The sequence below is a fragment of the Pseudoalteromonas sp. GCY genome (assembly GCF_016695175.1).
Taxonomy (GTDB): Bacteria; Pseudomonadota; Gammaproteobacteria; order Enterobacterales; family Alteromonadaceae; genus Pseudoalteromonas.
Genome location: NZ_CP068023.1, coordinates 263,447 through 281,870 on the forward strand (window position 1 = coordinate 263,447; position 18,424 = coordinate 281,870).

17 protein-coding genes are annotated in these 18,424 nt (G+C 45.5%); 14 read left to right on the forward strand and 3 right to left on the reverse strand.

All coding sequences use genetic code 11. The features are described from left to right. Positions 1–3 precede the first annotated feature (3 nt). The 7 genes from rplV (at position 4) to JJQ94_RS06425 (ending at position 7,770) form a co-directional block, all read left to right on the forward strand. On the forward strand, positions 4–336 hold the full coding sequence (rplV, locus tag JJQ94_RS06395; protein ID WP_010376375.1) for a 50S ribosomal protein L22: 333 nt from the start codon (positions 4–6) through the stop codon (positions 334–336). Positions 337–348: 12 nt separating this feature from the next. Then, positions 349–1,050, forward strand: a complete 702-nt coding sequence (gene rpsC, locus JJQ94_RS06400; RefSeq protein WP_010376374.1) for a 30S ribosomal protein S3 — start codon at positions 349–351, stop codon at positions 1,048–1,050. Positions 1,051–1,063: 13 nt separating this feature from the next. Beyond that, positions 1,064–1,477: a 50S ribosomal protein L16 gene (rplP, locus tag JJQ94_RS06405; RefSeq protein ID WP_010376373.1), complete on the forward strand. Its 414-nt coding sequence runs from the start codon at positions 1,064–1,066 to the stop codon at positions 1,475–1,477. Next, on the forward strand, positions 1,477–1,668 hold the full coding sequence (rpmC, locus tag JJQ94_RS06410) for a 50S ribosomal protein L29 (protein ID WP_010376372.1): 192 nt from the start codon (positions 1,477–1,479) through the stop codon (positions 1,666–1,668). Before rplP ends, rpmC begins: the two co-directional genes overlap by 1 nt. Continuing rightward, positions 1,668–1,925, forward strand: a complete 258-nt coding sequence (gene rpsQ, locus JJQ94_RS06415; protein ID WP_010376371.1) for a 30S ribosomal protein S17 — start codon at positions 1,668–1,670, stop codon at positions 1,923–1,925. Before rpmC ends, rpsQ begins: the two co-directional genes overlap by 1 nt. Before the next feature lie 335 nt (positions 1,926–2,260). Beyond that, a complete protein-coding gene (locus JJQ94_RS06420) occupies positions 2,261–4,213 on the forward strand; it encodes a HAMP domain-containing methyl-accepting chemotaxis protein (protein ID WP_099031115.1) in 1,953 nt (650 codons plus the stop codon). Positions 4,214–4,311: 98 nt separating this feature from the next. Next, positions 4,312–7,770, forward strand: coding sequence for a PAS domain-containing hybrid sensor histidine kinase/response regulator (locus tag JJQ94_RS06425; protein ID WP_099031116.1), 3,459 nt, complete (start codon positions 4,312–4,314; stop codon positions 7,768–7,770). A gap of 6 nt (positions 7,771–7,776) precedes the next feature. Here JJQ94_RS06425 and JJQ94_RS06430 read toward each other — a convergent pair whose 3' ends face one another. Then, positions 7,777–8,442 (reverse strand): response regulator transcription factor, encoded by a 666-nt coding sequence (locus tag JJQ94_RS06430; RefSeq protein WP_099031117.1) that lies wholly within the window; start codon positions 8,440–8,442, stop codon positions 7,777–7,779. Between the two features lie 97 nt (positions 8,443–8,539). Then, positions 8,540–10,822 carry a TonB-dependent receptor gene (locus JJQ94_RS06435; protein WP_099031118.1) on the reverse strand — a complete coding sequence of 761 codons (2,283 nt, stop codon included), beginning with the start codon at positions 10,820–10,822 and terminating at the stop codon, positions 8,540–8,542. 248 nt (positions 10,823–11,070) lie between these two features. Here JJQ94_RS06435 and JJQ94_RS06440 point away from each other — a divergent pair, with 248 nt between their 5' ends. From JJQ94_RS06440 to JJQ94_RS06465, 6 genes are all read left to right on the forward strand, one after another. Continuing rightward, positions 11,071–12,375 carry a GntP family permease gene (locus tag JJQ94_RS06440; RefSeq protein WP_099031119.1) on the forward strand — a complete coding sequence of 435 codons (1,305 nt, stop codon included), beginning with the start codon at positions 11,071–11,073 and terminating at the stop codon, positions 12,373–12,375. Positions 12,376–12,390: 15 nt separating this feature from the next. Further along, on the forward strand, positions 12,391–13,569 hold the full coding sequence (locus JJQ94_RS06445; RefSeq protein WP_099031120.1) for an E22 family MetX-like putative esterase: 1,179 nt from the start codon (positions 12,391–12,393) through the stop codon (positions 13,567–13,569). A 13-nt stretch (positions 13,570–13,582) separates the two neighbouring features. After that, positions 13,583–14,338: a 3-hydroxybutyrate dehydrogenase gene (locus JJQ94_RS06450; protein WP_099031121.1), complete on the forward strand. Its 756-nt coding sequence runs from the start codon at positions 13,583–13,585 to the stop codon at positions 14,336–14,338. 8 nt (positions 14,339–14,346) lie between these two features. Next, positions 14,347–15,051 carry a CoA transferase subunit A gene (locus JJQ94_RS06455; protein WP_099031122.1) on the forward strand — a complete coding sequence of 235 codons (705 nt, stop codon included), beginning with the start codon at positions 14,347–14,349 and terminating at the stop codon, positions 15,049–15,051. Next, on the forward strand, positions 15,051–15,710 hold the full coding sequence (locus JJQ94_RS06460) for a CoA transferase subunit B (RefSeq protein ID WP_099031123.1): 660 nt from the start codon (positions 15,051–15,053) through the stop codon (positions 15,708–15,710). The genes JJQ94_RS06455 and JJQ94_RS06460 overlap by 1 nt, the downstream gene beginning before the upstream one ends. A gap of 301 nt (positions 15,711–16,011) precedes the next feature. Next, positions 16,012–16,668, forward strand: a complete 657-nt coding sequence (locus tag JJQ94_RS06465; protein ID WP_099031124.1) for a hypothetical protein — start codon at positions 16,012–16,014, stop codon at positions 16,666–16,668. A gap of 85 nt (positions 16,669–16,753) precedes the next feature. On the opposite strand, the gene JJQ94_RS06470 is transcribed toward JJQ94_RS06465, so the two are convergent. Further along, complete coding sequence (locus JJQ94_RS06470; protein WP_010607751.1) at positions 16,754–17,401, reverse strand: DUF2959 domain-containing protein; 648 nt, start codon at positions 17,399–17,401, stop codon at positions 16,754–16,756. A gap of 120 nt (positions 17,402–17,521) precedes the next feature. Here JJQ94_RS06470 and JJQ94_RS06475 point away from each other — a divergent pair, with 120 nt between their 5' ends. Continuing rightward, positions 17,522–18,424, forward strand: a complete 903-nt coding sequence (locus tag JJQ94_RS06475) for a virulence factor BrkB family protein (protein WP_045962271.1) — start codon at positions 17,522–17,524, stop codon at positions 18,422–18,424.

An 18,424-nucleotide genomic window follows, 5' to 3' on the forward strand; every position in this document is an offset into this window, starting at 1 on the left:
ATGATGGAAGCATTAGCTAAACACAAATTCGCCTCTGGTTCGGCGCAGAAAGCACGTCTAGTGGCAGATCAAATCCGTGGACTTCCGGTTGATCGCGCGCTAGAAATCCTGGCGTACAGCCCGAAGAAAGCGGCTGTATTAGTTAAGAAAGTACTTGAGTCTGCTATCGCGAACGCGGAGCACAACGAAGGTGCTGACATTGATGAGCTTAAAGTGGCTAAAGTATTTGTAGACGAAGGTCCTACAATGAAACGTATTATGCCACGTGCTAAAGGACGCGCAGACCGCATCCTTAAGCGTACAAGCCACATCACTGTTGTGGTATCGGATAGCTAGGAGATATAAGTAATGGGACAAAAAGTTCATCCTACTGGTATTCGCCTAGGTATCTCAAAGCCTTGGGTATCTACTTGGTACGCGAATACAAAAGATTTCTCTGAACAGCTTTTTGGCGATCACAAAGTACGTCAATACCTTACTAAGGAATTGAAAAGTGCTTCTGTAGCTAAGATCGTTATCGAGCGTCCAGCTAAATCAATCCGTGTAACAATTCACACAGCTCGTCCTGGTGTTGTTATCGGTAAAAAAGGTGAAGATGTTGAAAAGCTTCGCCAAGCTGTAACTAAGCTTGCTGGTGTACCTGCGCAAATCAACATCGCAGAAGTACGTAAGCCAGAGCTAGATGCACAGTTAGTTGCTGACGGTATCTCTTCTCAGCTAGAGCGTCGTGTTATGTTCCGTCGTGCTATGAAGCGCGCAGTACAAAACGCAATGCGCCTAGGTGCTAAGGGTATCAAAGTTGAAGTAAGCGGCCGTCTAGGCGGTGCTGAAATCGCACGTTCTGAGTGGTACCGTGAAGGTCGTGTACCTCTACACACTCTACGTGCTGATATCGACTACGCAACTTCAGAAGCTTTGACCACTTACGGTATCATCGGTGTTAAGGTTTGGATCTTCAAAGGCGAAGTAATTGGTGGTCTTCCACTAGTTCAAGAGCAAGAGAAGCCAGCTAAACGTGCGCCGAAGAAAGCTAAAAAAAGTGCTAAGTAAGAGGTAGCGACTAATGTTACAGCCAAAACGTACAAAATTCCGTAAGGTACACAAAGGCCGCAACCGTGGTCTGGCTACCAGCGGTAACAAAGTTAGCTTCGGTTCTTTCGGCTTGAAAGCGACTGGCCGTGGCCGTATGACTGCTCGTCAAATCGAAGCAGCTCGTCGTGCTATGACACGTCACGTCAAGCGTCAAGGTAAAATCTGGATCCGTGTATTCCCAGATAAGCCAATTACAGAGAAACCGCTTGAAGTTCGTATGGGTAAAGGTAAAGGTTCTGTTGAATACTGGGTTGCTGAAATTCAGCCTGGTAAAGTACTTTACGAGATGGAAGGTGTTTCAGAAGAGCTTGCTCGCGAAGCATTCGACCTAGCTGCTCGTAAATTACCTTTCAAAACAACATTTGTAACTCGGACGGTAATGTAATGAAAGCTAGCGAACTTAAAGACAAAAGCGTAGAAGAGCTAAATGCTGAACTTCTAGAGCTTCTTCGTGAGCAGTTCAACCTGCGCATGCAAGCGAGCACTGGTCAGCTAGCTCAAACTCACGAGCTTAAGAAAGTACGTCGCAATATTGCGCGTGTGAAAACGGTTATCAACCAGAAGGCAGGTGCATAATGAGCGATAAGATCCGTACTGTACAAGGTCGTGTAGTTAGCGACAAAATGGACAAGTCAATCGTTGTTGCTATCGAGCGTCAGGTTAAACACCCGATCTACGGTAAGTTCATCAAGCGTACAACTAAGTTGCACGCACACGATGAAAACAACACAGCACTAGCAGGTGACGTCGTGACTATTCGCGAATGTGCGCCAATCTCTAAGAAAAAATCTTGGACGCTAGTTGACGTGATTGAACGTCCTAAGAAAGCTTAATTTTAGTTTTTAACTAAATTAGACTTTTATAAAGCCCCAGCATCAGCTGGGGCTTTTGCGTTTATGGATAATTTTTATAAATAGCTATCAAACCTCAGGTTAAACATCCGATCTACGGTACTCTTTATAGAAAGAAAGCATCAAGCGTATAACTAAGTTGCACGTGCACGATGAGAGAGATATACCTACGCCTCCTGAGTTGCTTTTTAATCGGTACCTTTACTAAATGACGATTCACGTCAATGATTATTGTATTAAATACAAGTAGCATCAGCTCGTGCGTCTCGTGCAATTGCTACTAGACTATCCGTGAATGCGATGTTTAAGGTTGGTATATGCTTACAAAGTTAAAGTTAGGTCAGCAATTATCGGTTTCATTTGGCATTATGATTGCTCTAATGATCATGCTCTCTGGCGTGGCTTATGTTGGGTTAAGCGGTGGTTTTAGTAATTTTGTAGAATACCGAAGTTTAGCTAGAGCAAGTAACCTTGCGAGTAGTTTGGAAGCAAACTTGTTGTCAACCAGATTCAATGTCTTAAATTTCCTCAAACAGCAGTCTCAAGATGATGTACGTCAATTTGAACAAAAGACTGAGCAATTACATAAAGACTTCTTCGAGGCTAGAAAGATCCTAATCACACCTGAGTTGGTAGCGCTAGTAGAGAAAAGTGAGGAAGCTTTAACTGATTATGAAGCAACCTTCAAACAGATCTTAACGCTTTACCGTCGCAGAGATACAGTAGTTAACGATACATTGGATCAAATAGGTCCTCAAATGCGCAAAAATGTCACTCAGTTAATGGATTTAAGTGTCGAACATAATGATTTTCAAGGGTTAAATGTTGCTGCTCATATGCAGGAGAAATTGTTATTAGGGCGGCTATTTGTGAATAAGTTCCTAGTTAGTAACTTGTCTGAAGATTATGAAAGAGCAATGAAAGAGCTTAAGCAAGAGAAGGACTTACTAAACCAGTCTAAATCGGAGTTTATTGACGGCACGGCCAAGCAACTGCTTGCAAATACAGAGTCACTTGGAGAGCGTTACTCAGAGGGGGTAAACGAAGTTCAGCGAATTATCACTGAGAGGAATCAATTAATAGCCGAATCACTTAACAAAAATGGTCAAACTATTGCGGACTATTTAGCACGTATTAAGGCATCGATTAAAGATAAGCAAGACGAATTGGGGCCAGTTGTTCAAGCGCAAAGTGAAAACACAGTGAATACAATTATTGTCGTTGCAATAGCTGTAATCCTTTTGGGTTGCTTTCTGAGTTGGTATATCACTCGTTTAATCAAAACCCCTATTGGTGGGGAGCCAAAAGAAATCGCGGAAGTGGCATCAAGGATAGCCAGTGGCGACCTCACTATACAATTTGACAGGGGGGAATCGGTCAGCGGTATTTATTTGGCAATGCGTGATATGGCTGACAAACTAAAAGCCATCATTGCAGAAATCCAAAGCTCTACACATGCATTATCTTCCTCTTCGGAAACACTTAGTGCTATCACTGCCCAGTCTAAACAAGGGGCGGACAACCAAATGGAGCAACTCAGTCATAGTGCTGTTTCGATGAATGAAATGGCTGCTACGATTGCTGAGATAACCCAAAGTGCCCAACTCGCAGCGGATGCCGCGACTGATGCGGATTCTCAATCTAATTCAGGTGTTCAAGTTGTCGTTGCAACACAGCAAGCAATGGAGGGCCTCGTTGGTAAAATAGAAAATGTTAGCAAAACCATTGAGAATCTTGAACAAGAAACAGAGTCGGTAGGTTCTATTTTGGATGTTATCAGGGGTATCGCGGAACAAACTAATCTGTTGGCGCTCAACGCAGCAATTGAAGCCGCAAGGGCTGGTGAACAAGGGCGAGGCTTTGCTGTAGTGGCCGACGAGGTGAGAAGCCTTGCGAGTCGCACCCAAAAGAGCACGGACGAAATTCAGGAGATGATCTCTAAGTTGCAAAATGAAGCGAAGCGCTCCGTTGGCATGATGCGAGAGAATGTGAAAGATGCTAAAGATACAGCAGACAAATCAGCGAAAACGGATGAAGTGTTACAAGCGATTTCTTCCTCTGTGAGTACGATTAAAGATATGAATCTGCAAATAGCCAGTGCTTCTGAAGAGCAAAACACGGTTACACAGCAACTTTCGCAAAGTGTGACAGAAATCAGCGAAACCGCGCAAGAGACTGCAACCGGAGCCGAACGAGCGTCAGATGAAGCATTGTCGCTGCTGTCTTTATCCCGTGCACTGGATAAATCGGTGAGCAGTTTTAGATTATAAGTGATGATACTAAGCATTGGGGGGATAGCACTAAAGTGTGCTGTCTTTTTACAGTACAGCCGTTATGCTAGAGCAAACAATAAAAAATCATCACAGTTATGTTTTCTATCGGGCTGATCAGTCTTATTGCGCTGCTGTATTTAGCGCTTTTATTTACCATTGCATGGGGCGCAGATAGGGCGAGTACTAAATTTAGGTCTTATCGTGCCAAGCAAGTCACCTATGCTTTGTCACTAGGGGTGTATTGCACCTCTTGGGCGTTTTTTGGTACTACCGCGCAAGCTGCAAATAATGGCTGGTGGCTTGCCCCAACTTATGTTGGCACGATTTTACTTTTTATATTTGGTTGGCAAGTCTACACACGAATTGCTGAAATATGCCGCCAGCAGCAACTCACTTCCATGGCGGACTTTATTGCCACTCGTTACGGTAATTCTTCTAGTCTGTCTGGACTCATTTCTCTGATCTCTGTCATTGCGGTCGTGCCCTATATTGCCCTTCAGCTTAATGCTACCAGTGCCAGTATCGGTATGCTAACAAGCGACACCCAGCGGGTGAGTGTCGCGTTTTGGCAGGATAGTACTTTTTATATCACCTTGCTGTTAGCCCTGTTTGCTATTTTGTTTGGCACACGTAGGCTGAGACCCAGTGAGCATAACCCAGGGTTGATGACTGCAATCGCCTTTGAGTCATTAATTAAGTTGCTGGCGTTTATTGCCGTCGGTGTCTATGTCTGTTTTGTACTCTTTGAATCACCCACTCACTTATTTTACCAAGCGGAGCAGCAGGGAATTACCAAGCAAATAGAGGCAACCGCTAGCCCAACCTATGTTTATTTAGTTCATGTTCTTTTAGGGGTATTGGCAACGCTTTGTTTGCCGAGGCAGTTTCATACCTCTTTTATTGAATATGATGAACAAGACCAATTTAAGACCGCACGCTGGCTGTTTCCCGTTTATTTGTTACTGATTAATTTGTTTATTTTGCCAATCGCCTATGCTGGGCTGGTGTATTTTAATGGTCAAGATGTTGGCTACGATACGTTTGTGCTTGCCCTACCACTGGGATCTGATGCGCCTTTAGTCGCTTTGATAGCCTTTTTAGGAGGGTTCTCTGCGGCGACGAGCATGGTGATAGTCTCAGCCATCGTGCTATCTATTATGATCACCAATGACTTTATCAATCAATTTTTGTTGCGCCGCTCGCAGTTAAATTCGAGCCATCGGGGTTTATCTAAGTTTAATCTGCTCAATGCTCGACGGGTGGTCATTGTTGGCATTTTATTATTGAGTTATGCCAGTCATCGCGTGCTTGCTGAGGGCAACACGTTGGCCAATATGGGACTCATGTCATTTGCCTTGGTTGCGCAGTTTGCTCCCGCTATGGTGGTTGGTTTGTGGTGGCGTGGGGCTTCATGCTTAGGCGCGCAATTGGGGATTGTGACGGGTTTTGCTATTTGGTTTTACACGCTGTTGTTACCGAGCTTGATCAGTGGCTTTAATTTCGAAAGTCACTGGTTGAGCGCGGGGCCTATGAATATCGCATGGTTAGCACCTTTAGACTTTTTGGGTCTGGGGTTAGATAGTACGAGCCAATCCGTTCTGATCTCTTTAAGTGCAAATTTATTGGTTTATTTGCTGGTCCCGTTTATTTCATCTGCACGTCTTGCTGAGCGATTACAAAGCAATAAATTTGTAATGCCGTCCAAGTCTGCACAGTCCGCTAACACGGTATTGAGTTACCAAGACTTGGCAACATTACTGCAGCGCTTTAGCGAGCAAGCGCGTGCGCAGCAGCTTGTTGAGCTTCATTTTCCTAAAGAGCCTGCAAACTGGAAACTGCCAGCGCCATTGCAAGTGGAAAATATGATCGAGCGGGAGATGTCGACGCTCGTTGGAGGGGCATCTGCGAAACTGATTTTAGATGTCGCCAAAGATGAAAAACGCCAGCCTTTAGAGCAAGTTGCAGAATTTGTCGATGAAGCGTCACAGGTGCTACGTTTTAATCGAGATTTACTGCAGTCGACGATAGAAAATGTCAGTCAGGGAATAAGTGTAGTAGATAGCCAACTGCAATTGGTCGCTTGGAACCAGCGCTACGCAGAAATGTTTAATTATCCAGACAATGCGTTGTTTATCGGGCGTCCTGTGGCTGAGCTTATTCGTTACAATGCGCAGCGCGGGCTATTTGGTGATGCTGATGTCGAGCAGCAAGTAGAGAAGCGTCTATCACATTTACGACGAGGCAATGCGTATCGCTACCGCCGCGAGCATCACGATGGTCGAGTGTTTGAAATGCAAGGTAACCCATTGCCTGGAGGTGGATTTGTAACGACCTATACGGATATCACCGAGTTTGTAAAACAACAATCCTTACTAGAGCAAGTTAATGTAAATCTAGAAGAAACGGTCGCGGCAAGGACCAAAGAGTTGATAGACGCCAACCGTGCTTTATCTTCTGCGAAACGCCAAGCGGAGCATGCAACGGAGAGTAAGACCCGTTTTTTCGCCGCAGCAAGTCATGACCTGTTACAGCCATTCAACGCAGCGAGCCTGTTTTGCTCATTGATGAGTGAAAAGGCCCAAGGGACCGACTTAGCTGAGCTTTCGCAAAGCATCAAAAGTTCATTGGCAAGTGCTGAAGAACTGTTGTCGAGCATTCTTGAGCTAACAAAGTTAGAGGCTGGGGCGTTTAAGGTTAATCGCTCGCGCTTTGCGTTATCGTCACTGCTGGAACCATTGGAAAATGAATATGGGGCGGTTGCGAAAGACAAAGGATTAGCGTTTGCGGTGCGGGTTTGTGATGCCATGCTCTACACCGATAAAGCACTGCTAAAAAGGGTATTGGGAAACTTACTGAGTAACGCTATCCGTTACACTGAGTCTGGCACGGTGAGGCTTATCGCTGAATGTCAGGGGGAGAGTGTTTCTATCATTGTTGAAGACACTGGAGTGGGCATTGCAAAGCAAGATCAGGACGCCATATTTCAAGAGTTTAAACAGCTGCACAGTAAAGAACTGGCGCAGGGGTTAGGACTCGGACTTGCGATCAGTAAACGGATATGCGAAGTGTTGGAAATTCCCATCACCCTTGGCTCACAACTGAATAAAGGCACGCAATTTACCTTAACACTGCCAAGTTATGGAATGCAGACGGATCAAAAGGCCGAAGTAACCGCTGACAAACCCAGCGGTGATTCGCAATTATCGGGTCTGTCTATTTGGTTGCTAGATAATGATGCCAACGCACTTAATGCACTGTCTCAAGTATTACTGAGTTGGGGATGCCAAGTGGCTGTGGCGCGAGATGAAGCAGAGCTTAGTGCGCTGCAAGCAACGAGTCGGGCAGATATGCTGATCGCGGATTATCAGCTTGATCATGGTGTCACTGGACTTGAGGTAATAGCAGCGCTTAAGCTTGATGATATGCCAATCATTATCAACACCGCTAACCATGACGAGACCATCCGCGAGCGAGTGAGTGATGCAGGGATCCCATTACTTTATAAACCGCTTAAAACACCAGCCCTAAAGCGCATGATTAAGCGACTAATCTAATCAGAGTTAAGCACTCGCTTCATCGTCGAGATGTACATCCGTCGCCAGCTGATTAAATAGGATCCCAGCTTGGGTGCGGTTATACACATTGAGCTTTTTCAAAATAGCTGAAACATGCTGTTTGATGGTGGTCTCTTGAATCGACATTGCATACGCAATCTGCTTGTTCAAAAGGCCATCGGCAATCATCGTTAATACTCGATATTGCTGGGGAGTTAGCTTTTCTAAATTACGCGCAAATTGCGCTTGTTCGCTGTCATTTTCAGGCGCGAAATCCACGATTTCGGGTAACCAAGTTTCTCCTTCAATAACGAGCTTGATGGCATCACTGATCACCTCTAGTGAGGAAGACTTGGGAATATAAGCGCTTGCCCCGAGGGCAATGCATTGGCTAATAATGGCTGCCGATTCGTTGGCTGAAACCATGATCACTAATATGTCTGGGTATTGATTTCTTAACCGAGCAAGACCTTCGAGACCTTTCGCGCCAGGAATAGATAAGTCCAAAAATACTAGCTCTGTCTCAGGATGCGCGAGCAACATCTCGAATAAGCTGTCTAAGGTACTGGCTTCTTTGATGGGGTCATGACCAATCGCTTGTGCAGCCGCTTGTTTGAGTGCGCTGCGAAATAATGGGTGGTCATCAGCGATGATTGCTTGCACCTGAGACATCCTTAACTAACTCCTAGTATCCGTTGTTATAGGGTATTTCCAAAACTACATCAAGTGATTGAGATAGCGAGGCTCTCTTGCAGCCTCGCTTTTGGCGCTAAAATCGATAACCCACGGTAAGCGAAACGGTTCTTGGGTCGCCAAAGTAGCCTATCAAGGTATTATCACCACCAAGCCCCGGCGTGTACTTACTCACATTACTCGGATCGCTCGGGTCTGGTGTCACGAATTGATAGCCTCCTATCATATATTCTTCATCGGTCAGGTTTTTCCCATGAAGACCAACACGCCAATTGCCATCTGTGCTATACCAATTAATACTCAGATTGACTAAACCATAGCTATCCTGCGTCAGTAGGCTATCTTCCTCAAATAAGACATAATCACCACGATGGTAGTAGCTGGCATTGAATACCCAATCGCCAATATCACTGTAGAGCTTGTATGTCGCGCCAAGGTTAAAAGTTAAATCAGGGGTGTTAGAAATACTAAAGCGGTCTGATTTGTCAAATGTCGCGCCCGTGTCTGGGTTAGTATCGAGTACCTCTTCGAAGTCGCTGTCTATATATCCTATTGCGGCGTCAAAACTCAGCGCCTCTGTAGCGACATAGCTCAGCTCGGCTTCAATACCGTTTGCTGTAGACTTACCAATATTGCCAAGTCGTTGGTTTAGATCGGCAGAGGTTGCACCGGGCAACACGGAAATATATTGGCGGTCTTTGTGATCTAACGTGAATAGCGTGATATTGGCTCTTAGGTTATCGTGCCACTCGCTTTTCATACCGATTTCGAATGAATCTACGATTTCAGGATCTGCAGCAGGCTCCGCAGTGCTGGCTCTGGGGTTGAAGGTGCCGGATTTAAACCCTTGAGCATAGCTGGCAAAGAACATAATATCGCGGTTGTATTGATATTCCACTCCCACTCTTGGCGTAAACCGTGACCAATCTTCTTCATCATCGAGCACTGATGGTACGAGCTCACCTGCAGGCCGTGTATAACCTGGGATCCAATTTGATTCGGGATACACGACATCAAAGACCAAACCATTGCTGACTTGTGCCTCTTTGCTGTCTTTAGTGTAACGAGCGCCCAATGTGAGCGACCACTGCTCTGCTAAATCAATGGTGCCTTGAATATACGCGGCTTTACTATTTGAGTTGTTACAACCACTGACTTCTCGCGTAAGACCCGGTGCGCCCAAGCTTTGTCCTAATACTTCCAAAATTGCTTGGAATTGGCCGCATGACTTACCATCGTAATAATATAGACCTGAGACAAATTTATAGCCGTTACCTGCATGGCTTAGCTGTATCTCATGCGTGGTTTGCTCGTCATCATAAATGGCGGGTACATCAAAGATCCGTAATGGCGTATTATCAAAGTCGATATTGGTTGGGGAGTAACTATCTCGGCTAGCACCGATGTATTTTAATGTGGTGGCGTCAGAAAGATCCCAGCGAGCGGTCAAACTATATCCCTCAAGCTCTACTTTATTCCAGGTTGGCATACTGGTGTAAGAATCAAATACGCTGTCAGGCACGGGGGCGTCAGTCAGTAAGCTCGGCAACAACCGATAACCCCCTTTAGAGTTGGAGTCATCGTCGGTTTTATCCCATGCTAAACGGAAGAACAAATCATCGCTTGGACGATATTCCAAGGTTAACCGCGCAGCTTGAATTTCTTTATTGTAGTTTTCCTTATCTTGGCCGGGTAGCGTTGAAACCTTGAACTCGCCAAAGCCATCTCGATTTAAAGTAGCAAAGCCATAACCTAGGTAGAGTGTATCTTCCACGAGCGGCAATTGACCTGTGATCTTAAGATCGCGTTGATTATAGCTACCTACCGTCCCCTCCACGTTAAATGTCGCATCGCCAGACATTTCCTTAGTGACATATTTTATTGCGCCACCAATGGTGTTTTTGCCATATAGAGTTCCTTGCGGTCCACGTAGTACTTCAATCTGTTGTACATCAAGGAGGTCGAGTACAGCCCCTTGCGGCCTTGCCAAATAAATGTCATCGACGTAAATGCCGACACCGGGTTCATAACCCCATAATGGGTCTTGTTGTCCGACACCACGAATAAAGGCAGTGAGGGTAGAGTTAGTGCCCCGGCTAGCTTGAAGTGTGGTATTGGGTGAAAACTGCTGGACTTCAGAAAGTACTGAAATGCCATTTTCGAGTAGATCGGTTTCACCGATAGAAGTCACTGCAACTGGAACGGTTTGAAGGTTTTCTACCGTCTTACGCGCAGTGACTTCAATGCGCTCTAGCTTGCCTTCTGATTGTGTTGCTTGTTCTGCTGCCGCTGGGCTGACTTGAGTTGCGAGTGTAATAGCCAACGCGATAGCTGAATATCTAGGTTGGTAAATGTTCATCCTGTGGTCCCTATTATTGTCATTTTGGGTGCTTGTTGTCACACCAAAGCATAGGGGAGTTGTAAAGTTTTTCTATTAGTACCTTAGTACTAATGCCTTGATACGCTAGGATTAACACGGGGTGTAGGGCTTCTATAACCTTAGTACTATGGTTTTTATTGCGCCTGCACGCCACACTGATATTCATCAACAGTATGCCCAACATATCAACTTATAACGGGCATTAATAACAATAAAAGGAAGCCCTGATGCTCAGTATGCTTGGACTGGCAGGAGGACTTGGCCTGCTTATTTGGCTAACTCTCCGTGGCGTAAACTTGTTTATCGCTGCTCCACTTTGCGCTTTATTGGTCGCATTAACGAGTGGCGTTGCGCTATTTCCTACAGAAGCTGTAGAAAGCAGCTTTCTTACACTCTATATGGATGGCTTTGCTGGCTTTTTGAGTGCTTGGTTTTTCATGTTCTTGCTTGGCTCTTTGTTCGGTAAGTTCATGGAAGACAGCGGTGCTGCCGACAGCGTCGCACGCTATATTGTCGACAAATTAGGTATGAAACATGCGGTATTAGCGGTGGTGATTGCCTGTGCTGTGTTAACGTATGGCGGTGTGAGTGTTTTTATTGTGGCTTTCTCTGTCTATCCTATGGCGCTCAGCTTGTTTAAAGATGCCAATTTACCAAGGCGCTTTATTCCCGCAACTCTGGCTTTCGGCTCAGTCACCTTTACCATGACTTCGGCAGGCTCCCCTGAAATTCAAAACTGGATCCCAATAAAATATTTGGGTACTTCACCTTATGCGGCTTGGGAAGTCAGTCTAGTGGTCGCTACATTTATGGCTATTACGGGTTATTGGTGGTTGAAAAAGATGATAGCCAAAGCGGTAGCCAATGGTGAGCACTTTGAGGCGAAAGAAGACGACCCTGAAATCCATGAACGTAACTATCCTCATCCAATCACTGGGGTACTGCCTTTAATCGTGGTGTTGATTTTATCTTTTACACTTCATGATGTGCTGCAGCAAAGTGCACTTATTGTGGCGTTGCTAGGCGGTGTACTCAGTATTGTCGCGATTAACTTTAAGCATTTTCACAACATGGGGGCCGCGATTAACTTAGGCACAACTGGGGCGCTAGTTGCTATCGGTAATACCAGTGCCGTGGTTGGTTTTGGTGCGGTAGCAAAAAACACCGAGGCATTTCAATTAGCGGTCGAAATGATGACACAAATGCCGGGTAATGAACTGCTTGGTGCGGCTGTAGCAGTCAGTGTGATAGCCGGTTTAACCGGTTCGGCATCCGGTGGACAAGCCATTGCGCTACCTTTAGTGGCACCGCACTACATCGATGCGGGTGTCAATCCAGAACAATTACATCGTGTTGTGGCAATTAGCTCAGGCGCTTTGGATACCTTACCGCACAACGGTTATGTGGTCACAACCATTCGCGCCATCTGTAAAGAAACACATCAACGAGCATATTGGTCCATGGCTGCGTTGACTGCGGTCGTGCCGCTGGTGGGCGTTGCCCTCGCATTAACCCTATTCATCTTATTTTAACGGAGTGATACAGCAATGAAGCGGATTTTCCTGTTACTCTTGTTCGTTGCCAGCAATATTGTCTATGGCAGTGAGACAAGCAAACCTATGTTGGTTGAAAAGCGAGCATTTACACTCGCGCATTTTACTACGGAGTCTGGAACCAGCATTCCTGACGTTAAGGTCGGCTGGGAAAGCTATGGCAAATTAAATGCCGACAAAAGCAATGCGATTTTGATCACGCATTTCTTTTCAGGCACATCTCACGCCGCGGGTAAGTATCGAGAGTCTGACGTGTTGGCAGGTTACTGGGATGACATTATCGGTCCGGGCAAAGCGATAGATACTAACAAATACTTCGTGATAAGCGCAGATACTTTGGTCAATGCAAACTGGCATAGTAAAGATGTGATCACGACGGGCCCAGCTTCCATTAATCCAAAGACGGGCAAACCTTACGGTTTGGATTTTCCCGTGGTGACCATCGGTGATTTTGTTGAAGTGCAAAAGCAATTATTGGATAGCCTAGGTATCGACAAGCTACATGCGGTGATGGGCGCGTCTATGGGATCTTTCCAAGCGTTAGAATGGTCGGTGCGCTACCCCGAAAAAGTGTCACGTTTAATTCATGTGATTGGCGCTGCAAAGATGGATGCTTGGACCGTTGCTGCGTTAGAGAAATGGGCTTTACCTATCCGACTTGATCCAAATTGGCAGGGCGGGGACTACTACGACGGGGAAAGGCCGCTTGCTGGACTGACGGCCACGATGCTTAATATTACTCAAGACGCGATGCACCCCGCTATTTATAACGCCAGTTTTCCAGACTTTATTGTGCTTGATCCCAAAGCAAAACAAGATATTCGTCAGCTTCCTAAACTCAGCCAAACGCTAGCCACGCGCGCACGAGCGAGGGCTGAAACGCAAGATGCGAATTCTATCTTGTACTTAGTCCGTGCCTCGCAACTATATACCGCAGGCATGCAAGGTAATTTTGATAGCGCTATCGATAAAATCACAGCAAAGGTTTTATTGATGCCTGCAAGCAATGACTTGTTATTAAGGCCTGAGCCCATTCGTAAGCTAGCAGAAACCCTAAAAGCCAAGAATAAAGACGTGCAAATTTCAGAGATAGAAGGCGTTTGGGGGCATTTAGACGGTATTTTTTCAATTCAATCACAGGCTGACACCATTGCTCAGTTCTTAGCAAAATAATCAAGGAGTGACGATGAAGACGGCGTTGATCACAGGGGCTGCAAGTGGCATTGGTCGCTATATCGCGATGGCCCTGAGCAAACAAGGTTACAGCTTATTGCTCGTAGATTTGAACTTAGCGCAAGCACAGACGGTAGCCGAGTCTATCGTCAGTGAAGGAGGAAATGCACAAGCGTTTGCGCTCAATATTGCCAATAAGCAAGACATCGCTGACTTTGTCCGTCAGCACGATAACATTGATGTGCTTATCAATAACGCAGGCGTGCAACATGTTGAAGCACTGGAGCATTATCCAGAAGATAAATGGCAATTGCTGCAAGACGTGATGCTAACAGGCCCCGCCATGTTGTGTAAGGCGGTATTGCCGCATATGCGCAAAGGCGGCTTTGGCCGCATCGTCAATATTGGTTCTATCCATGCTTTAGTCGCTTCTAAATATAAGTCTGCTTATGTCGCTGCAAAACATGGGTTGATGGGATTTGGCAAAGTATTGGCGCTGGAAACCGCGGACTGCGATATCACCGTGAACACTATTTGCCCCGCTTATGTAAAAACCCCATTGGTAGAACAGCAAATTACCGCGCAAGCGAAACAGCATGGGATCAGCGAAGATGAAGTGATAAACAATATTATGTTGGCGCCAATGCCGAAAAAGGCGTTTATAGGGTTGGATGAGATTGCCCATGCTGTCAATTTTTTACTCGCAAATGAGTCTCGCAACATTACTGGCCAAGCCATTGTGCTGGACGGCGGCTGGACAGTGCAATAGGAGGAATGATGGCTGGATTTGATAAGGTAGTCGTAAGCTACGAAGAAGCAATGGCAGGACTTTGTGATGGCATGACCGTGATTGCGGGAGGCTTTGGTTTGTGCGGGATCCCAGAAGGTTTGATAAGCCAAATACGCCACATGGGCACAAAGGACTTAACCGTGGTTTCTAATAACTGCGGAGTAGACGGGTTTGGTTTAGGGATTTTGCTTGAGGACAAGCAGATCCGCAAAATGGTGGCTTCCTATGTGGGAGAAAACACATTGTTTGAGCAGCAGTTATTGAGCGGAGTATTGGAAGTTGAATTAACTCCACAAGGGACACTTGCAGAAAAGATGCGCGCAGGTGGAGCCGGGATCCCCGCGTTTTATACCGCAACAGGCGTTGGTACACCCGTCGCTGAGGGCAAAGAGGTAAAAACGTTTGGTGATAGAGAATACATTTTAGAGCCGAGTATCACGGGAGATTTTGCCATTGTAAAAGCATGGAAAGCAGACCGTTTTGGCAACTGTGTTTATCGCCACACCGCCATGAACTTTAATCCAATGGCCGCAACGGCTGGAAAAATTACCATCGTTGAAGTGGAAGAAATTGTAGAGCCTGGCGAAATCGAACCGAGCCAAATTCATACCCCCGGAATTTATATCGACAGAGTGATTCTAGGGCAGTTCGAAAAACGCATCGAAAAACGTACTGTGAAGGAGCAAGCATAATGGCATTAACCAGAGAACAAATGGCCATGCGAGTGGCACAGGAATTAAGAGATGGGTTTTATGTCAACCTTGGCATTGGGATCCCCACGCTGGTGGCCAATTATGTGCCACAGGGCATGGATGTTATGCTGCAATCGGAAAACGGTTTATTAGGTATGGGCGCTTATCCGACCGAACAGGAAGTGGATGCGGATATGATCAATGCGGGTAAGGAAACCGTTACGGCCCGTACGGGAGCCGCCATTTTTAGTTCTGCAGAAAGCTTTGCAATGATCCGTGGCGGTCATGTGGACCTGACGGTGCTTGGCGCTTTTGAAGTAGATCAGCAAGGTAATCTTGCCAGCTGGATGATCCCAGGTAAGCTTATCAAGGGCATGGGTGGCGCGATGGATCTTGTCGCTGGGGCTAAAAATATAATTTGCACCATGACGCATGCGAATAAACAAGGCGAGTCCAAGCTGCTACAGCACTGCAGTTTACCGCTCACCGGCGTAAACTGTATCAATAAGATAGTAACTGATCTTGCGCTGCTTGAAGTCAAAGAGGGGGCATTTCATTTACTTGAGCGAGCTCCTGGTGTTAGCGTCGCGGAAATACAAGCCAAAACCGCAGGTATATTGATTTGCCCAGATGACGTACCGGAGATGGCGTTTAGCTAGGATTGCACCAAAGCTGAGTTACCACGCTATGCATGCAGCTGGCTGTAACGCGAGCTGCGCTACATTTGTTATTCCACGCTGCTGTCACATGGTGGCTTGTAACCAACATACCTTCTCAGTTATCTAAAAAATCCTATTTTTCTCTTAATTATCCCTCAGCTGCTTAGTATAAAGAAAATGCACTTTTATCTAGTACTTTATTATTGATTGTGGTTGCGATTTGTCACATAATTTGCGCCGCGTTTCAACGCGCTCTCAGCTGGGTTGTCGAGAGTTAATAATCACGTAAAGGAACTATATAATGACAAAAAATATCGTGCGTTTAGCACTAGCCTCTCTATTTACTATTTCTTTGACTGCTTGTGTTTCTACTTCTACTGAGGTTAAACAAAATACGGCATATGAATTTCCAATCACACTCTCAGCTCAACAACCTGTATTGATATTCCCGGTTTCGCTACATGGTGTTCCAGGAAACGACCGTGAAGTGGGTTTAGCAATTACCGCTGGCGTAACGGGAAAACATGGTGCGTCTGTTGTTTCAAGCCAACAGTTATATGATGTGGTTGGTAACTTATCTTGGACTGTGGGTGAAAACATGCGTAGGCATGTTAATCAAGGAAATTATGCGCTTACAGGTTCGGCTCAGCGCATTGCAGATGATCTTACCGGTGCAATACAAAAGCTGACTAAGACGCTAAAGTCGACAGGAGTGATCAAGGATAAAGGGTTTAACTTTAACAGAGTGATCGTACTGCATGTTGATAGTTCTGGTGGGATCCCAGTACCGGGCGTAAATCGTGTAACGGCATTTGGCGGGATCATCGATCTGGAGAATCAAGCAGTGGTTTCTTACATAGAAAAAGACTTGGTATTGGCTGATGGATATGATGCTGTATTGGCGCAAATGCCAATGGAAATGAATGGCATCATTGAAGATCTTATCAATAAAGGTTAAGCGTCTGGCTTTACACACAAAATGACCACGATATCAGGAAGCAATTTCCTGATATCGTGAGATTTATCCTCGCTGATGCTATCTGTTACGCGCTGCGTGCATTCATCTCAGCAATAAACTTGTTCGAATCTTCAATAGAGCGGTTCATATCTGCGATTAGGGCGCTAATATCACGCTTTAACCCCGTAAACTCACCTTTAATAGCGCTTACCGCTTGTGCATTTAGGTTGTGCTTAAGGTACAGCACATTATCTTGTAGTGAGTCGAGCACGGGCTGCATTTTGGCTTCACTACTGCGCATTGAGCGAAGTAAGCGTTCAAATTGGCGTTGTGTTTGACTTAATTGCTTAGCACTCTCGCGTTTCAGGTTTGCACTCGAATATTGCTCAAGTTCATCTTGCCACTCGTCAAATAGTGCGTTTGCCACGTCTTCCACTTTGTCTATATTGCTACTTACTTCAGCTGCAGCGGCAAGGGATGATTGGTAGTCATCGTTAAGCAGGTTATAGGCTTCTTGTAATTCACCACCGTTAAAATTAATTAAGGTGGTGAGTCTTTCCAATGCCGATTGAAACTCTTTTTGCGATTCCTCTTGGGACTCCTTTGTTTCTTCGACACGATCAACCAATATCTCGCGTTTATGCACACCGAACTTTTCCATGGTGGCGTAATAGGCACTTTGGCAACCAGTAACGAGTAAAAGTAACACTGCGCTTAAGGTGAGTTTCTTCATTTGCACTCCCGGGCTCTAGAAGGTCAATAATCAGTAAGTGGCCATGTGACCATTTAGCACTATAAATTATGGCGGGGATTGTTATGATGTGTAAAGTGATCCATGAATATTAACTTGATTATGATGCAAAGAATAACCGAAATGAAGGTCGTAGCACTGCGATTCTTACATTCTCAGCCTAGCTGGTGGCGCCGCTATAGTAAGCGGTGTATTGAGGACCAGATCACGGTCAACGCCGGCTATTTAGCGTATGTCACTCTGTTATCCTTAGTTCCCTTAGTTGCGGTGGGTGTAGCAATTTTTTCGGCGTTTCCTGGATTTGAAGATACGCGTTTTGCAATTGAAAATTTTGTGTTCAATAATTTTGTGCCAACATCGACGGACACCATTAAAGAGCACATCAGTGCGTTTACTGGCAATGCGAATAAGATGACAGCTGTGGGGGTGAGCTTTTTGGCCGTCGTGGCTTTGTTACTTATTCGTAATGTTGACACCACACTCAACCGAATTTGGCGAGTGAAGCAAAAGCGTCCATTGATGATTTCGTTTGCGATTTATTGGATGGTGCTCACGCTTGGCCCTGTGCTATTGGGCGCGAGTATTGGTATGACATCTTATATCGTTTCTTTAGTGACATTTGCCGATCAAGGGATCCCAGGGTTTAGTGGTGCACTAATTAAGATGTTGCCCTATTTAATTTCTATGGTTGGCTTCATCATGCTCTATACTTTAGTACCAAATACCAGTGTGTCATTTCGAGCCGCGGTTCCTGGTGCTTTGTTTGCAGCTTTGTTATTTGAACTAACGAAAAAAGGCTTTGCATTATACATTAGCCATTTTCCCTCATACGAAGTTATCTACGGGGCGCTCGCAACAGTACCTATTCTTTTTGTTTGGGTATATTTATCTTGGATAGTGGTGTTGTTAGGCGCGGAGTTTACTGTGTGCTTAACCCAAGATATGGAAGCCGCAGGATTAGATACGAGCTCGGAGTTTGACCCACCAGACGCGCAGGGACTTTAG

Bases quoted from the DNA above. Each gene is read 5' to 3' on its own strand.
- rplV (WP_010376375.1), top strand. From the start codon at position 4: ATGGAAGCATTAGCTAAACACAAATTCGCCTCTGGTTCGGCGCAGAAA.
- rpsC (WP_010376374.1), top strand. From the start codon at position 349: ATGGGACAAAAAGTTCATCCTACTGGTATTCGCCTAGGTATCTCAAAG.
- rplP (WP_010376373.1), top strand. From the start codon at position 1,064: ATGTTACAGCCAAAACGTACAAAATTCCGTAAGGTACACAAAGGCCGC.
- rpmC (WP_010376372.1), top strand. From the start codon at position 1,477: ATGAAAGCTAGCGAACTTAAAGACAAAAGCGTAGAAGAGCTAAATGCT.
- rpsQ (WP_010376371.1), top strand. From the start codon at position 1,668: ATGAGCGATAAGATCCGTACTGTACAAGGTCGTGTAGTTAGCGACAAA.
- JJQ94_RS06420 (WP_099031115.1), top strand. From the start codon at position 2,261: ATGCTTACAAAGTTAAAGTTAGGTCAGCAATTATCGGTTTCATTTGGC.
- JJQ94_RS06425 (WP_099031116.1), top strand. From the start codon at position 4,312: ATGTTTTCTATCGGGCTGATCAGTCTTATTGCGCTGCTGTATTTAGCG.
- JJQ94_RS06430 (WP_099031117.1), bottom strand. From the start codon at position 8,442: ATGTCTCAGGTGCAAGCAATCATCGCTGATGACCACCCATTATTTCGC.
- JJQ94_RS06435 (WP_099031118.1), bottom strand. From the start codon at position 10,822: ATGAACATTTACCAACCTAGATATTCAGCTATCGCGTTGGCTATTACA.
- JJQ94_RS06440 (WP_099031119.1), top strand. From the start codon at position 11,071: ATGCTCAGTATGCTTGGACTGGCAGGAGGACTTGGCCTGCTTATTTGG.
- JJQ94_RS06445 (WP_099031120.1), top strand. From the start codon at position 12,391: ATGAAGCGGATTTTCCTGTTACTCTTGTTCGTTGCCAGCAATATTGTC.
- JJQ94_RS06450 (WP_099031121.1), top strand. From the start codon at position 13,583: ATGAAGACGGCGTTGATCACAGGGGCTGCAAGTGGCATTGGTCGCTAT.
- JJQ94_RS06455 (WP_099031122.1), top strand. From the start codon at position 14,347: ATGGCTGGATTTGATAAGGTAGTCGTAAGCTACGAAGAAGCAATGGCA.
- JJQ94_RS06460 (WP_099031123.1), top strand. From the start codon at position 15,051: ATGGCATTAACCAGAGAACAAATGGCCATGCGAGTGGCACAGGAATTA.
- JJQ94_RS06465 (WP_099031124.1), top strand. From the start codon at position 16,012: ATGACAAAAAATATCGTGCGTTTAGCACTAGCCTCTCTATTTACTATT.
- JJQ94_RS06470 (WP_010607751.1), bottom strand. From the start codon at position 17,401: ATGAAGAAACTCACCTTAAGCGCAGTGTTACTTTTACTCGTTACTGGT.
- JJQ94_RS06475 (WP_045962271.1), top strand. From the start codon at position 17,522: ATGATGCAAAGAATAACCGAAATGAAGGTCGTAGCACTGCGATTCTTA.